This is a genomic window from Mesorhizobium sp. M0815, assembly GCF_040319995.1.
In the GTDB taxonomy this organism is placed as follows: domain Bacteria; phylum Pseudomonadota; class Alphaproteobacteria; order Rhizobiales; family Rhizobiaceae; genus Mesorhizobium.
Window position 1 is genome coordinate 96571 of the sequence record NZ_JAMYOU010000001.1, and the last position, 15123, is coordinate 111693.

Sequence of the window (15123 nt, forward strand, 5' to 3'; positions counted from 1 at the left end):
CAAGGAAACTTCGGGGGAACAATGGCTTACAGTCCCGTCTTGGCATTGGTGTTCGGCTATCTTCTCGGCTCGATCCCCTTCGGGCTGCTGATCACCCGTGCCGCCGGCCTCGGCGACGTGCGCAACATCGGCTCCGGCAACATCGGCGCCACCAATGTGCTGCGCACCGGCAACAAGGGTCTGGCGGCGGCCACCCTGCTGCTCGACGCCCTTAAAGGCACCGCGGCTGTGCTGATCGCCGGCCGCTTTGCACCTGAGCTCGGACTCTGGGCCGGTTTCGGTGCGTTTCTAGGCCACCTCTTTCCGGTCTGGCTCGGCTTCAAGGGCGGCAAGGGTGTCGCCACCTACCTCGGCGTGCTGATCGGCCTTGCCTGGCAGGTGGCGGTGATCTTCGCCGTTGTCTGGCTCGCGGTGGCTTTCCTGTTCCGCTACTCCTCGCTGGCGGCATTGACGGCAGCGGTCGTCGTGCCAGTGGCCTTGTACTTCCTGAGCACGCCGCAGATTGCCGGGCTTTTCGCGGCGATGAGCCTGATCGTCATCATAAAGCACCGCGCCAACATTGCGCGGCTGCTTGCCGGCACCGAGGGTAAGATCGGGGCAAAGGAGTGAGCGAGCCCGCCGCCGGGCCGCGCCTCAGCGACCGGCAGCGGCTGAGCTGGCTTCGCCTGATCCGCACGCCGAATGTCGGCCCGGCTTCCTTTCGCGACCTGATCAACCGGTTCGGTTCGGCCGAAGCAGCGCTTGCGATGCTGCCGGAGCTGATGATTTCGGGTGGCGCCAAAAAAATCGTCCGCATTCCGTCCATTGCCGAGGCCGAGGCCGAGCTGGAGGCAGCCAGGCGGGCGGGCGCCCGCTTCGTCGGCATCGGCGAGGCGGATTATCCGCCGCTGATGAAGAGCATGGACCATCCGCCGCCGTTGCTCGCGGTCAGGGGCAGTAGTGCGGTTTTCCGCTTGCCCGCGGTCGCCATCGTCGGCGCTCGCAACGCCTCGCTGGCCGGCATCAAGATGGCGCGGATGCTGGCGGCGGATCTCGGCCGCGACGGCTATGGCATCGTCTCCGGCTTGGCGCGCGGCATCGATACGGCCGCGCACCAGGGCAGCCTTTCGACCGGCACGATCGGTGTGCTCGCCGGCGGCATCGATTTGCCCTACCCGCCCGAAAATGCCGGGCTGTGCGACGAGATTGCCGAGCGCGGTGGCGCCATCGTCTCGGAAATGCCGTTTGGCTGGCAGCCGCGCGCGCAGGATTTTCCGCGCCGCAACCGGCTTGTTGCTGGCGCCGCATTGGGATTGGTGGTGGTCGAGGCCGCACAGCGCTCCGGCTCGCTGATCAGCGCCCGGCTTGCCGGTGAGATGGGCCGACTGGTCTTCGCCGTTCCCGGTTCGCCGCTCGATCCGCGCGCCGCCGGCACCAATGGCCTGCTCAAGGACGGCGCCACCCTTGTCACCGAGGCCGCCGATGTCACCAGTGCGATCGCGCCGCTGGTCGGCGCCTGGGCGCCAAGGACATCGCCGCTTGAAGAGCCGCCCGACTTTCCGGCAACGCCGCCGCCGCGCGAGGATGACCGCGACCGCGTCGTCGAGGCACTCGGCCCGACGCCGGTAGCAGTCGACGAGATCATCCGCCACACCGGCCTGCATCCCGCCCAAGTGTTCATGGTGCTGCTGGAGCTCGACCTCGCCGGCCGGCTCGAACGCCATGCCGGCGGTAGTGTCTCGCTGATTTGACCGGGAGCTTGCGCATGTCCCGGCGCGCATTCAGACGTGATTTCATGACCGATCTAAGCAACAAACCAAAGCGGACGCTGTTCACTCGTAAGACGGCCTTCGTTTGGGCGGCATTGAGCGTCGTGCTGGCGCTGCAATGGTCGATGGATCTCGGCACGCTGGGTTTTCCCGACAGCTATACAACGCCCTTCGCAAGAGGGACGAGCACGCTTCTGGGCATTCTGACGGCAGCCTGCATGGCCCAGGGTCTCTACTTTTTCCTGGCCGGCGTGTTCGGCAGAAAGGTAAGCGCCGTCGGTCTTTGCCCGCAAATCCTTGCCGCAGCGGTTCTCACGGTGGTGCCGGCGCTTATCGTGAAGGATTGTCCGCATTCGCAGCTGTGCAGCAGAGCCTATGAGGCGCTCACCGGCACGATGATGGACGATGGGGCGGTGGTTAAGGCCACCGCATGCGTTCGGCACGAGGTTGTCACCCATTTCTTAGGTACAAACTGTTACCCATGTCTCCGGGCCGTACATCTGGATTTTGGTGAGCGCGATGGGATTCGAACCCATGACCTACTGATTAAAAGTCAGTTGCTCTACCGGCTGAGCTACGCGCTCCCGCGGGCTCAGAAAGGCCGCCCTCGAAATTGCGCGGAACATAGGGAGAGTGCCTCTGCCGGTCAACCGGAAAAAGACGGCTCGCACACCGGGCTTTCCAGCAGTGTCATCATGCCTTGCGGAGCGCTTCGGCGTTGACGGAACTGCCTCCCTCTCGCACAAGGCCGAAGCTCGCCCTCTATGGCGACAAAGGCAAGCAGCAAATCGGGAGAACCTTTGCGGATCAGCAACTTGGGATTTTTGGCGGAACAATTTGCGCAGCCTGCCCGTTTCCCGCGATAAGGGACATGCGTTTCAAGGAGAAGATCATGAATAGGATCATGTCGGGCCTGCTGGCGACCACTCTTTCGATCTCATTCGCTGCCGCGGAGATCGTGCCAGTCAACGCTCAGCCCAGCTATGCGCCCCCGGCCCAGGGGATCACCTCGAATGTCCAGACCGTCCAGTACGAGCCGTGGCGGAGGCACCGGAGTTTCAACCGCGATTTCTCGCGTCGCGATTTCTCCCGGCGCAGTTTTGCGCGTGACGATGGCATGTATTGGCGTGGCCATCGCGGCTATCGCGAATATCGTCGCGGCTATCGCCGTCACGGTGACTACTGGTTCCCGCTGGCCGCCTTCGCCACCGGAGCGCTGATTACGGGCGCTATCGTCAACAGCCAGAATCGTGTCTATCGTGGCGATGCCCACGTGCAGTGGTGCTACGACCGTTATCGGAGCTATCGCGCTTCTGACAACACTTACCAGCCCAACTACGGTCCGCGCCGGCAGTGCCGGTCGCCTTACTGAGTCCTAAAGCGCGTCGCGTTCGATCGGCCTCATGCGACGCGCTATCGCAAAACCGCTGTTTGCGCGACATGCATTAGATTAGAGGCTGCAGGCCCGCGCCCGAAACGGCGCGGGTGTTTCATTAGTGCGTATCCGGTGGCATCCCTGCCTATTGAGTACTGAGCGTCCTGCGTACAGCGTGGCGCCAACCTGCCAGCTTGGCGGCACGTGTCGAAGCATCCATGTCCGGCTTGAACCGGCGCTCGAGCGCCCAACTCCTGGCGAATTCCGCGGCCTTCGGCCAGACACCCGCCTTCGAGCCGGCCAGCCAAGCCGCACCAAGCGCCGTCGTCTCGAGAATTGTCGGCCGGTCGACCGGCGCATCGAGAATGTCGGCCAGCCGCTGCATGGTCCAGTCCGACGCCACCATGCCGCCATCGACCCTGAGCACGGTCTTGGCCGAGGCGCCCTTCCAGTCCTTTCGCATGGCGTCAAGCAGGTCGCGGGTCTGGAAGGCAACGGATTCCAGTGCCGCGCGGGCAAATTCCGCCGGCCCCGAATTGCGGGTCAGCCCGAAGATGGCGCCGCGCGCCTCGGCATCCCAGTGCGGTGCGCCGAGCCCGACGAAAGCCGGCACCAGATAGACGTTCTGCGTTGGATCGGCTTCCGCCGCCAATTTGCCGCTCTGCTCGGCCTTGCCGATCACCTTGATGCCGTCGCGCAGCCATTGCACGGCGGCGCCGGCGATAAAGATCGAGCCTTCCAGCGCGTAGGTGGTCTTGCCGTTCAGCCTGTAGGCGATGGTGGTCAAAAGCCGGTTCTTCGAACGCACCAGATCGCTGCCGGTGTTGAGCAGCGCAAAGCAACCGGTGCCGTAGGTCGACTTCATCATGCCTGGCTCGAAACAGGCCTGGCCGATGGCCGCCGCATGCTGGTCGCCGGCCACACCGAGGATTCTGATCTCCGCGCCAAACAGGCTTTTGTCCGTGATTCCAAAATCATCGGCACAATCTTTCACCTGTGGCAGCATTCTTGCCGGTATGCCGAGAATGGCCAGCAGCTCGTCATCCCAGGCGTTTTGTTCGATGTTGTAGACCAGCGTGCGCGAGGCATTGGTGGCGTCAGTGGCGTGGATCTTGCCGCCGGTCAGCCGCCAGATCAAGAAACTGTCGATGGTGCCGGCCAGCAGTTCGCCCTTCTCGGCGCGCTTTCTGGCACCCTTCACCTTGTCCAGCATCCAGGCGATCTTGGTGCCGGAGAAATAGGGATCGAGTAGCAGGCCGGTCTTTTTTGTGAATTTCTTCTCCAGCCCCAGCTTCTTCAGTTTCTGGCATAGCGGCGCGGTGCGGCGGTCCTGCCAGACAATCGCGTTGTGGATCGGCTTGCCGGTCTCTTTGTCCCAGATGACGACGGTTTCGCGCTGGTTGGTAATGCCGATCGCGGCGACTTCGGCTGCGTTGCGGCCAGCTGTCTTCAGCGCGGCCTTCACCGTTTCCACGACGCTTGCCCATATCTCCTCGGGATCGTGCTCGACCCAGCCGGAGGCCGGATAATATTGAGTGAATTCCTTTTGCCCGCTGCCGACGACCTTCATCTTGTCGGCGAACAGGATCGCCCGGCTCGATGTCGTCCCCTGGTCGATTGCAAGGATGTATCCGGTCATTCTCTCTCCCGTCGAAGCGAATTCAAAGGTGCTACGGTGTCTCGACGCCAGACGGCGCGGAGCCGTTCACGCAAACAGGGGAGACGGCAACATGCCGCCTCCCCTGAGCATGGCGATGCGGGCGCGGACGCCCGCATCAAACGGTCCTATTGCTGCCAGCTCTTCACCAGCTCGTCGTAGTTGATGGTGACCGGCTTTTCCTTCTCGTTCTCGATCTTGAGCTGAGGAGCGAGATTGCCCTTCTTGACCGCGTCGGCGTTCCAGTAGGCGAGGTCATGCTCTTCGGCCATCTTCGGGCCAATATCGCCCTGGACGCCCGACTTCTCGATGCGGCTCATCACCTTTTCCTGCTCGGCGCAGAGCGAGTCCATCGCTTCCTGCGGGCTCTTGGCGCCCGACGAAGCATCGCCGATCGCCTGCCACCAGAGCTGTGCCAGCTTCGGATAGTCCGGCACGTTGGTGCCGGTCGGCGACCACTGGACGCGCGCCGGCGAGCGGTAGAACTCGATCAAGCCGCCGAGCTTTGGCGCACGTTCGGTGAAGCTCTTGTCGTGGATCGTGCTCTCGCGGATGAAGGTCAGGCCGACATGGCTCTTCTTCACGTCGACCGTCTTCGAGGTGACGAACTGCGCGTAGAGCCAGGCGGCCTTGGCGCGGTCGGTCGGCGTCGACTTCATCAGCGTCCAGGAACCGACGTCCTGATAGCCGAGCTTCATGCCGTCCTTCCAGTAGACGCCATGCGGCGACGGCGCCATGCGCCACTTCGGCGTGCCGTCGTCGTTCAGCACGGCCTTGGCGCTGGCGTCGACCATGCTGGCGGTGAAGGCGGTGTACCAGAAGATCTGCTGGGCAACCGCGCCCTGCGCCGGAACTGGCCCCGATTCGGAGAAGGTCATGCCTTGGGCTTCCGCCGGTGCATAGGCCTTCAGCCAATCGAGATACTTCTGGATGGAGTAGACGGAAGCCGGACCATTAGTGTCGCCGCCGCGCGCCGTGCAGGAACCGACCGGACGCGAATTCTCGTCGACCTTGATGCCCCATTCGTCGACGGGCAGACCGTTCGGAATGCCCTTGTCGCCATTGCCGGCCATCGACAGCCAGGCGTCGGTGAACCGCCAGCCGAGCGACGGGTCCTTCTTGCCATAGTCCATATGGCCGTAGACCTTCTTGCCGTCGATCTCACGCCCGGTGAAGAACGCTGCAATGTCCTCATAGGCCGACCAATTCACCGGCACGCCGAGGTCGTAGCCGTATTTGGCCTTGAAGTCCGCCTTGTTCTTCTCGTCGTTGAACCAGTCGTAACGGAACCAGTAGAGGTTCGCGAACTGCTGGTCAGGAAGCTGGTAGAGTTTCTTGTCGGGCGCGGTGGTGAACGAGGTGCCGATGAAATCCTTCAGGTCGAGATTCGGATTGGTGACATCCTTGCCGTCGCCTGCCATCCAGTCGGTCAGGTTGCGCACCTGCTGGTAGCGCCAGTGCGTGCCGATCAGATCGGAATCGTTGACCCAGCCGTCATAGAGGTTCTGGCCGGTCTGCATCTGGGTCTGGATCTTCTCGACAACGTCGCCTTCCTGGGTGACGTCGTGCGTAACCTTGATGCCGGTGATGGCTGTAAAGGCCGGCGCCAGCACCTGCGATTCATACTGATGCGTGGCGATGGTTTCGGAAACCACCTTGATATCCATGCCGGCGAAAGGTTTCGCGGCATCGATGAACCATTGCATTTCGGCTTCCTGGCCGGCGCGGTCGAGCGTCGACAGGTCGCCGATTTCCTTGTCCAGGAAGGCCTTGGCCTCGTCCATTCCGGCATAGGCGTTGCTTGCCCCGAGCAACAGGACAAGCGCAGTTGTTGATGTCAAGAATTGCCGTCGCATGTATTTCCTCCACTGTTAAGTTCAAAGTGCGATCTGGATCGGCGGCCGGCACGCCGCCGTTCCAACAGTTTCCCCCTCTATACGTAGCGGAACACGCCGACGGCGTAGACCACGGAGAGAGCGAGAGCCCACCACAGATTGGGTCCGACTAGACCCAGCCAAGCGAGATGGATAAAGGCACTGCCAAGCAGCGACAGGAACAAGCGGTCGCCGCGCGTCGTTTCGAAGCGCAGCACGCCGACGCGCGGATTGCCGCCCGGCGAGACGTATTCCCACACCGCCATGCCGCAAAGCAGCAGAAAGATGGTTCCAAAGAAGGCCGCGGTCGGCCACGTCCAGGCCATCCACGAAAAATCGAGGTTGGACGAGAGGTTAAATCCCCACAGGCGGATATTGGCCGGATCGCTGAAGCCTACCGTTATTGCCACGAAATCGATTTGAAGGGCCACCCAGGCCACGACGACCAGGGCGAGAAACAGCACGGCCCACCACCATGGGCTTCTGTCGACCTGCTCCATCATACCCTCCCCAGGGCAAAGCCCTTGGCGATGTAGTTGCGCACAAACCAGATGACGAGCGCGCCGGGAATCAGCGTCAGCACGCCGGCTGCGGCGAGCAGCCCCCAATCCATGCCGGCGGCCGAAACGGTGCGGGTCATGGTCGCGGCGATCGGCTTGGCGTCCGTGGTCGTCAGCGTGCGGGCGATCAGCAGCTCGACCCACGAGAACATGAAGCAGAAGAAGCACGCCACGCCGATGCCGCTCGCAATCAGCGGCATGAAGATCTTGATGAAGAAGCGCGGGAACGAATAGCCGTCGATATAGGCGGTCTCATCGATCTCCTTCGGCACCCCCGACATGAAGCCTTCGAGGATCCACACCGCCAGCGGCACGTTGAACAGGCAATGCGCCAGAGCCACGGCGATATGGGTGTCGATAAGGCCGAAGGCCGAATAAAGCTGGAAGAATGGCAGCGCGAACACCGCCGGCGGCGCCATGCGGTTGGTCAGCAGCCAGAAGAACAGATGCTTGTCGCCGAGGAAGCGATAGCGCGAAAAAGCATAGGCAGCAGGCAGTGCTGCGGCCACCGAAATCACCATGTTCATAACCACATAGGTGATCGAGTTGATGTAGCCCGAATACCAGGACGCGTCGGTGAAGATGGTGCGGTAATTCGCCAATGTCGGTGCGTGCGGGTAGAGCGTCAGCGACGAGACGATCTCGCCATTGGTCTTGAAGCTCATATTGATGAGCCAGTAGATCGGCAAAAGCAGAACGATGATGTAGAGCGTCGGCACGATCCACCACCAACGCGACTCCTCGCCGCGACGGCGCATCAGCCGTGCGATCTCGTCCTGCCGCAGCGTGCTGGCTAATCCTTGCGAAGCTGTCGTCTCGCTCACTCTGTCGGCTCTTTCGTTAGCGCGGCTCATCTCAGCGCTCCGCGTCGTAATTGGTCATCACGGTGTAGAACACCCATGACAACAACAGGACGATAAGGAAGTAGACCAGCGACATCGCCGCCGCCGGGCCGAGGTCGAACTGGCCGAGCGCCGTCTTGACGAGATCGATCGAAAGAAAGGTCGTCGAGTTGCCGGGTCCGCCGCCGGTCACCACGAACGGTTCGGTATAGATCATGAAGCTGTCCATGAAGCGCAACAGCACTGCAATCAGCAGCACCCGGTTCATCTTCGGCAACTGGATATAGCGGAACACCGCCCAGCGCGAGGCACCGTCGATCTTGGCAGCCTGGTAGAAGGCATCCGGGATCGAGACCAGGCCGGCATAGCAGAGCAGCACCACAAGGCTGGTCCAATGCCAGACGTCCATAATGATGACGGTGACCCAGGCGTCGTAGGGATCTTGCACATAGTTGTAGTCGATGCCGAGCGCATTGACGTAGTAGCCGAACAGGCCGATGTCGTTGCGCCCGAACACCTGCCAGATGGTGCCGACGACGTTCCACGGGATCAGCAGCGGCAACGCCATCAAAACAAGGCAAACAGGCACGCCCCAACCCTTCTTCGGCATATTGAGTGCAATGAAGATGCCGAGCGGCACTTCGATCGCCAGGATGATGAAGGAGAAGACAAGGTTGCGGATCATCGCTTGCCAGAAGCGGCTGGAGGAAAGCAGTTCCTCGAACCACTCGGTGCCGGCCCAGAAGAAGACGTTGTTGCCGAAAGTGTCCTGCACCGAATAATTGACAACCGTCATCAGCGGTATGACCGCCGAGAACGCCACCAGCAGCAGCACCGGCAGCACCAGGAACCAGGCTCTGTTGTTCCAGGTCTTTTCCACTTCAGGCTCCCATCTCGACGCGCCAGGAATCGGCATAGATGTTGATGCCGGCCGGGTCGAACCGCACCTTCGGATCGGCCGGAACTATCTCGTCCTCGCCGATGATGGCGGCGATCTCGCGCCCTTCGAGATTGGCACGGACCACCTTATGGCGGCCGACGTCCTCGATCTTGCTGATCCGGACGGCAATGCCCTGGCTGCCCAGGCGCACATATTCGGGACGGATGCCGAGCTCGATGGCGCCGCTGCCTGCCTTGGGCACGCCCGGCAGTTCGATCTGCTGCGCGCCCAGCTTCGCGGTCTTGCCGTCGATCGCCACCGGCATGACATTCATGCCCGGCGAGCCGATGAAATAGCCGACAAAGGTGTGGCGCGGGCGCTCGAACAGCTCCGCCGGCGTGCCGATCTGCACGATTTCGCCGTCATACATGACAACCACCCTGTCGGCGAAGGTGAGAGCCTCGGTCTGGTCGTGCGTCACATAGACCATGGTGTAGCCGAAGCGGCGATGAAGCTGCTTCAACTGCGAGCGCAGCACCCATTTCATATGCGGGTCGATGACGGTCAAAGGCTCGTCGAACAGGATGGCGTTGACGTCGGAGCGCACCAAACCGCGGCCGAGCGAGATCTTCTGCTTCTGGTCGGCGGTCAGTCCGCGCGCCTTCTTCTTCGCCCATGACGCGAGATTGATCATCTCGAGCGTCTCGCGCACCTTGCGGTCGACGTCGGCCTCCGGCACGCCGCGATTGCGCAGCGGGAATGCCAGATTATCGTAGACGGTCATCGTGTCGTAGATCACCGGGAACTGGAACACCTGGGCAATGTTGCGCTCCTGGGTCGACAGATTGGTCACGTCCCTGCCGTTGAACAGCAGCTGGCCGTGCGAGGGGCGCAGCAATCCCGAAATGATGTTGAGCAGCGTGGTCTTACCGCAGCCAGATGGGCCGAGCAGCGCATAGGCGCCGCCATCCTCAAACGTGTGGTGCACTTCCTTCAGCGCGAAATCGGCATCCGTGCGCGGGTTCTGCAGATAGGAGTGGCGGATATGATTGACGTCGATGCGCGCCATCGCTTCCTCCTAAGCCGCCAGCTTCGGCGCGGCCACCGCACGGCCGTGCTCGTCGAAGACCATGATATGGCGCGGATCGATGAACACTTCGACCTCCTCGTCCGGCTCGAAGTCGCGAATGCCATGGGTCAGCATGACCCAGCGCGCATCGGCGAAATCGAGATGGATGAAGCTTTCCGATCCCGTGATCTCGGTGATTGTCACCTTTGCGCGCACCGGCACCGCGGCGGCATTGGGCCGATCGAGGGAAAGATGATGAGGCTGGAAACCGATCGTATAGATCGCGTCGGCAATGCCGAAGAGCTCGGCCGGCACCGGCAGTTTCACGCCGCCCTCGAGCAGGAAATCCAGGCCCTTCTTGGCAAGCACGATGGTGTTGAGCGGCGGATCGGCGAAGGTTCTCGCCGTCACCAGATCGACCGGCTTGCGGAACACTTCGATGGTCGGCCCAAACTGGGTGATGCTGCCTTCGGAAAGCGTCGCCGTGTTGCCGCCGAGCAGCAAGGCCTCGTGCGGCTCGGTCGTGGCATAAACGAAGATTGTGCCGGCGGCCGCGAATATCTTCGGCAGTTCGGCGCGCAATTCCTCGCGCAGCTTGTAGTCGAGATTGGCGAGCGGCTCGTCGAGCAGTACGAGGCTGGCATTCTTGACGATGGCGCGCGCCAGTGCGGTGCGCTGCTGCTGGCCGCCCGATAGACTGAGCGGCGTGCGGTCGAGATAGGGTGTGAGCTTGAGAAGGGCGGCGGCATTGCGCACCTCCCTGTCGATCGTTGCCTGATCCGTGCCAGCCACCCGCAGCGGCGAGGCGATGTTCTCGTACACCGTCATCGCCGGATAGTTGATGAATTGCTGGTAGACCATGGCGACGTTGCGCTTTTGCACCGGCATGCCGGTGACATCCTTGCCATCGAACCAGACCGAGCCGGAGGTCGGCACGTCGAGGCCCGCCATCAGCCGCATCAGGCTGGTCTTGCCGGAGAGCGTCGGCCCGAGCAGGACGTTGAGCGAGCCGTGCTGAAGGGTCAGCGAGACGTCGCGGATATGTTCCGCCGCACCCACCGTCTTCGTCACGTTTCTCAGTTCAAGCATGATGCCTCCTCCCAGGCTTTCTGCATCAGTCGGCCGTCCCTATTCGGCAGCCGCTACGTGCTGCCGGCTTATTCCGCGCATGAACTCGTCGAGCACTGCCGCCTGCTCACGGCTGAGACGCAGGCCGCGCTTGGTCCGGCGCCACAATACATCCTCGGCGGTCATCGCCCATTCGTTTTCGACGAGGTAGCGCACCTCGGCTTCGTAGAGATCGGCGCCGAAGTTGCGGCCAAGATCGACGTTCGACTTGGCGAGGCCCAGCAGCTTCCTTGCGCGGGTGCCGTAGAGCCGGGTCAACCGGCGGGCCAGCCGCGCGTCGAGGAACGGGTACGCCGTTTTCAGTTTCGCCACCTCGGCATCGAAGCCGGTGACGGGAAAGTCACCGCCGGGCAGCGGCGCGTTTGCCGTCCATGGTTTGCCGCGCTTGCCGAGAAAACCCTCGATCTTCTCGAGCATCGATTCCGACAATCGGCGGTAGGTCGTGATCTTGCCGCCAAAGGCGTTGACGATCGGGGCGGCACCCTCGCCTCCATCGGCCTTCAGCACATAGTCGCGGGTGGCTTCCTGCGCCTTTGAGGCACCATCGTCATAGAGCGGGCGCACCGCGGAATAGGTCCAGACGATATCCGACGGATTGACCGGCTGCGCGAAATATTCGCTTGCCGCAGCGCAGAGATAGTCGATCTCGGCATCACTGATCCTGACGTCGTGCGGATCGCCGGGATAGTCCCGGTCGGTGGTGCCGATGAGCGTGAACTCGTCTTCGTAGGGGATGGCGAAAATGATGCGCCCGTCCTTGTTCTGAAAGAAATAGGCGCGTGGGTCGTCGAATTTCTTGCCAACGACGATGTGGCTGCCTTGCACGAGGCGGACATTGTGCACGTCGTTCAAGCCGACGGTGGCTGAAAGCACCTGATCGACCCACGGGCCGGCGGCATTGACCAGCAGCCGCGCCTTGACCTCCTCGGTATCGCCGGTCCGCACGTTTTCAAGCCTGACCGTCCAGAGATTGCCTTCGCGGCGTGCGCTGACGACCCTTGTTCGGGTTCGAACGGTTGCACCGCGCTCGGCAGCGTCACGGGCGTTCAACACAACCAGCCGGGCATCGTTGACCCAGCCGTCCGAATATTCGAACGCCTTTCGAAAAAGCGGCTTCAGCGGCTTGCCGGCCGGATCCTTGGCCATGTCCAGCGTTTTCGTCGGCGGCAGCAATTTGCGCCCGCCAATATGGTCGTAGAGAAAAAGCCCGAGCCGGATCAGCCAGGCCGGACGCAGCCCCTTGGCGTATGGCAGCACGAAGCGCATCGGCCAGATGATATGCGGCGCGTTCCTCCACAGGATCTCGCGTTCCATCAGCGCTTCGCGCACCAGGCGGAATTCGTAGAATTCGAGATAGCGCAAGCCGCCATGGATCAGTTTGGTCGAGCCGGAAGAGGTTCCGCTGGCCAGATCGTTCATCTCGGCAAGAAAGACCGAAAAGCCACGCCCAACGGCATCGCGGGCGATGCCGCAGCCATTGATGCCGCCACCGATGACGAAAACGTCATGAATCGGTGATGCGCCCAAAGAGTCCTCCCTCGATTTCGCATTGCAGCATTTTTGGGTTCTTGCGAAACCGTAGGGGAATTATTTCGAAATGATAACGAATGTCAAACGAAATATGGTTGGGTGGCAGATGCCGCAACGGCATCTCTAGGAGAGCGACGTTTCGATCAGCTGAACCTCTGCCTCCTGGCAGATCTTGCGCACCGACGGGATGTCGCAACGATCGGTGATGAAGGTGTCGACCTGCGACAGATGACCGATGCGGACGGGTGCGGTGCGCTCGAATTTGGTCTGGTCCGACACCAGGATCACATGCCGGGCGTTGGCGATGATCGCCTGAGCCACCTTCACCTCGCGAAAATCGAAGTCGAGCAGTGCGCCGTCATGGTCGATGGCCGAGGCGCCGATCACCGCAAAATCGACCTTGAACTGCCTGATGAAATCGACCGCTGCCTCGCCGACCACGCCGCCGTCGGAACCGCGCACGACACCGCCGGCGATCACCACCTCGATCGAAGGATATATGCGCATTCTGTTGGCAACATTGATGTTATTGGTGATGACCATCAGGCCAATATGATCGAGCAGCGACTTGCTGACCGCTTCCGTCGTGGTCCCGATATTGATGAACAGAGAGGCGTTGTCAGGGATCAGCCGGGCTGCCGCGCGGCCGATCGCCTCCTTCTCCTCCGCGGCGATCTTACGCCGGGCCTCATATTCCATGTTCTCGATGCCGGACGGGAACAATGCCCCGCCATGAATGCGGGACAAAAGCCGCTGGTCGCAGAGATCGTTGAGATCCTTGCGGATCGTCTGCGGCGTCACGTTGAAATGCGTCGCCAACTCCTCGACCAGTACGCGGCCATGATCTTTGGCCATCTGGATGATTTCGGAATGACGCGGCGACAGATACATCTAGCAACCTCTCATTTTCGTTTTTCTCGTCTATAGCTGAAAACGAAAGCCATGAACAGGTATGAGCCGGCTAATGAAAATCGGGCGACTGCAGAGAGAAAAGCTCCGGCGCAATCTCGACGAGGCTATCAACTCAGGCCCCGGGCGATCTCAGTGATGACCTCGAAAGCAGTATCGACGTCCGCCGCAGTCGTTTCGAACTGCCCGACCTGAAAGCGGATCGCCACCTGCCCGTCCACCCGAGTCTGCGTCAGGTAGATGCGGCCGTCATCGTTGATCGCGCTGACCAACCGCAAATTGTGCTCGTCAGAGTCGATGCCCGCAGCCGTAAGATGCCGGAACGAGAGCAGCGACAGCATCGGCTCCGTTACGATCTCGAAATCCGGTTCCCGAGCCAGCCGCGCGGCAAGGCTCTCGCTCCAGGCGACATGATTGCGGATCATGGTTCGCAGATTTTCCAAGCCATGTGCACGCAGCAGGAACCAAAGTTTCAGCGCGCGGAACCTCCGTCCGAGCGGCACCGACCATTCGGAATAGTTGATGACCCCGTCGCGGCCATGTGTTCTCAGGAATTCGGGCTTGATCGCCAGCGTACGCACGAGGTCTTCCGGCTGGCGAACGAACTGCATCGAGCAATCGAACTGTGCGCCCAGCCATTTGTGCGGATTGAAGACGATCGAATCCGCATGTTCGGCGCCGGCCCAGAAATGCCGGAACTCGGGGCAGATCATGGCGGAGCCGGCCCACGCGGCATCGACATGCAGGTAGAGCCCGTGCTGCTTCGCCACCGCGCCAACAGCCGCGACATCGTCGGTGCCGCCGGTACTGGTGCCGCCGACGCTGGCGATGATGCCGGCCGGCAGCATGCCGTTTTCGCGGTCGGTGACGATCGCCGCTTCCAGAGCCGCCGTCTGCATGGCGCGAAAGCGTCCGGCGACCGGAATGCGCACGAGGTTCGCCTCGCCGATGCCCGACACCCAGATCGCCCGGTCTATGGAAGTATGGACTTGGTCGGAAGAATAGACCCGCACGATCGGCTGGCCTTGCAGGCCGCTCTTGTTGCCTTGCCAGTCGAGCGCGCGCTCGCGCATGGTCAGCACGGCGGCAAGCGTCGCCGATGAAGCCGAATCCTGCATGACGCCGGAAAATCCCTCCGGCAGACCAAGCGCCTGCCGCATCCAGTCGACGACCCGCATCTCGAGCTCGGTTGCTGCCGGCGAGGTCTGCCAGAGCATGCATTGCGCAGCCATCGCGGAAACCAGATACTCGGCCACGACGGAGGCCGGTGCCGCATTGGCCGGAAAATAGGCGAAGAAACGCGGATGCTGCCAGTGCGTCATGCCCGGCAGGATCTTTTGCTCGAAATCGGCGAAGATTGCCTGCATCGTTTCGCCGTCTTCCGGCGGCGCGACATCGATGCTTTTGAAGATTTCGCCCGGCTCGACAAGCGGCCGCACCGGTCTTTCGCGAAGGCTGTTTCTGTAGTCGGCGCCCCATTCAGCCGCTCGCAGCGACCATTCGCGGAATTCGTTGCTATTCATCTTCGCCTCCGTAGCGCCTCATCGAGCC

The 15123-nt window shown here is 61.9% G+C and carries 13 protein-coding genes and 1 tRNA gene; 3 read left to right on the forward strand and 11 right to left on the reverse strand.

The genetic code is table 11. From position 1 onward, the window contains the following. The first annotated feature begins 21 nt into the window (after positions 1-21). Positions 22-609, forward strand: a complete 588-nt coding sequence (plsY, locus tag NKI01_RS00460) for a glycerol-3-phosphate 1-O-acyltransferase PlsY (RefSeq protein ID WP_352482272.1) — start codon at positions 22-24, stop codon at positions 607-609. Further along, the gene (dprA, locus tag NKI01_RS00465) at positions 606-1730 is read left to right on the forward strand and encodes a DNA-processing protein DprA (RefSeq protein ID WP_023717766.1); all 1125 of its coding nucleotides are present in this window, start codon (positions 606-608) and stop codon (positions 1728-1730) included. The genes plsY and dprA overlap by 4 nt, the downstream gene beginning before the upstream one ends. Before the next feature lie 526 nt (positions 1731-2256). Here the strand turns inward: dprA and NKI01_RS00470 are convergent. Beyond that, positions 2257-2332 (reverse strand) — tRNA-Lys (locus tag NKI01_RS00470). Positions 2333-2640: 308 nt separating this feature from the next. Here NKI01_RS00470 and NKI01_RS00475 point away from each other — a divergent pair. After that, on the forward strand, positions 2641-3120 hold the full coding sequence (locus NKI01_RS00475; protein ID WP_023717768.1) for a BA14K family protein: 480 nt from the start codon (positions 2641-2643) through the stop codon (positions 3118-3120). A 148-nt stretch (positions 3121-3268) separates the two neighbouring features. Here NKI01_RS00475 and glpK read toward each other — a convergent pair whose 3' ends face one another. The 10 genes from glpK to NKI01_RS00525 all read right to left on the reverse strand — a co-directional run bounded on the left by glpK (position 3269) and on the right by NKI01_RS00525 (position 15095). Next, the gene (glpK, locus tag NKI01_RS00480; protein WP_352961515.1) at positions 3269-4762 is read right to left on the reverse strand and encodes a glycerol kinase GlpK; all 1494 of its coding nucleotides are present in this window, start codon (positions 4760-4762) and stop codon (positions 3269-3271) included. 146 nt (positions 4763-4908) lie between these two features. After that, complete coding sequence (locus tag NKI01_RS00485; protein ID WP_023717770.1) at positions 4909-6636, reverse strand: ABC transporter substrate-binding protein; 1728 nt, start codon at positions 6634-6636, stop codon at positions 4909-4911. A gap of 77 nt (positions 6637-6713) precedes the next feature. After that, positions 6714-6980, reverse strand: a complete 267-nt coding sequence (locus NKI01_RS00490; protein WP_031193610.1) for a DUF2160 domain-containing protein — start codon at positions 6978-6980, stop codon at positions 6714-6716. 173 nt (positions 6981-7153) lie between these two features. After that, positions 7154-8068 carry a carbohydrate ABC transporter permease gene (locus NKI01_RS00495; protein WP_352961518.1) on the reverse strand — a complete coding sequence of 305 codons (915 nt, stop codon included), beginning with the start codon at positions 8066-8068 and terminating at the stop codon, positions 7154-7156. A 1-nt stretch (position 8069) separates the two neighbouring features. After that, the gene (locus NKI01_RS00500; protein WP_352642119.1) at positions 8070-8936 is read right to left on the reverse strand and encodes a carbohydrate ABC transporter permease; all 867 of its coding nucleotides are present in this window, start codon (positions 8934-8936) and stop codon (positions 8070-8072) included. Position 8937: 1 nt separating this feature from the next. Continuing rightward, positions 8938-10005, reverse strand: coding sequence for an ABC transporter ATP-binding protein (locus NKI01_RS00505; protein WP_352961521.1), 1068 nt, complete (start codon positions 10003-10005; stop codon positions 8938-8940). A 9-nt stretch (positions 10006-10014) separates the two neighbouring features. Continuing rightward, the gene (locus tag NKI01_RS00510) at positions 10015-11094 is read right to left on the reverse strand and encodes an ABC transporter ATP-binding protein (RefSeq protein ID WP_352961524.1); all 1080 of its coding nucleotides are present in this window, start codon (positions 11092-11094) and stop codon (positions 10015-10017) included. Positions 11095-11133: 39 nt separating this feature from the next. Continuing rightward, positions 11134-12660, reverse strand: a complete 1527-nt coding sequence (gene glpD / locus NKI01_RS00515; protein WP_352961527.1) for a glycerol-3-phosphate dehydrogenase — start codon at positions 12658-12660, stop codon at positions 11134-11136. Positions 12661-12786: 126 nt separating this feature from the next. Beyond that, entirely contained in the window at positions 12787-13554 is a 768-nt protein-coding gene (locus NKI01_RS00520) for a DeoR/GlpR family DNA-binding transcription regulator (protein WP_352961530.1), read from the reverse strand. Positions 13555-13682: 128 nt separating this feature from the next. After that, on the reverse strand, positions 13683-15095 hold the full coding sequence (locus NKI01_RS00525; RefSeq protein ID WP_352961533.1) for a pyridoxal phosphate-dependent decarboxylase family protein: 1413 nt from the start codon (positions 15093-15095) through the stop codon (positions 13683-13685). Between the last annotated feature and the right edge of the window lie 28 nt (positions 15096-15123).

Excerpts from the sequence above, each read along its gene's own strand:
- plsY (WP_352482272.1), top strand. The coding sequence starts at position 22 with ATGGCTTACAGTCCCGTCTTGGCATTGGTGTTCGGCTATCTTCTCGGC.
- NKI01_RS00475 (WP_023717768.1), top strand. The coding sequence starts at position 2,641 with ATGAATAGGATCATGTCGGGCCTGCTGGCGACCACTCTTTCGATCTCA.
- glpK (WP_352961515.1), bottom strand. The coding sequence starts at position 4,762 with ATGACCGGATACATCCTTGCAATCGACCAGGGGACGACATCGAGCCGG.
- NKI01_RS00485 (WP_023717770.1), bottom strand. The coding sequence starts at position 6,636 with ATGCGACGGCAATTCTTGACATCAACAACTGCGCTTGTCCTGTTGCTC.
- NKI01_RS00490 (WP_031193610.1), bottom strand. The coding sequence starts at position 6,980 with ATGGCCTGGACGTGGCCGACCGCGGCCTTCTTTGGAACCATCTTTCTG.
- NKI01_RS00495 (WP_352961518.1), bottom strand. The coding sequence starts at position 8,068 with ATGAGCCGCGCTAACGAAAGAGCCGACAGAGTGAGCGAGACGACAGCT.
- NKI01_RS00505 (WP_352961521.1), bottom strand. The coding sequence starts at position 10,005 with ATGGCGCGCATCGACGTCAATCATATCCGCCACTCCTATCTGCAGAAC.
- NKI01_RS00510 (WP_352961524.1), bottom strand. The coding sequence starts at position 11,094 with ATGCTTGAACTGAGAAACGTGACGAAGACGGTGGGTGCGGCGGAACAT.
- NKI01_RS00520 (WP_352961530.1), bottom strand. The coding sequence starts at position 13,554 with ATGTATCTGTCGCCGCGTCATTCCGAAATCATCCAGATGGCCAAAGAT.
- NKI01_RS00525 (WP_352961533.1), bottom strand. The coding sequence starts at position 15,095 with ATGAATAGCAACGAATTCCGCGAATGGTCGCTGCGAGCGGCTGAATGG.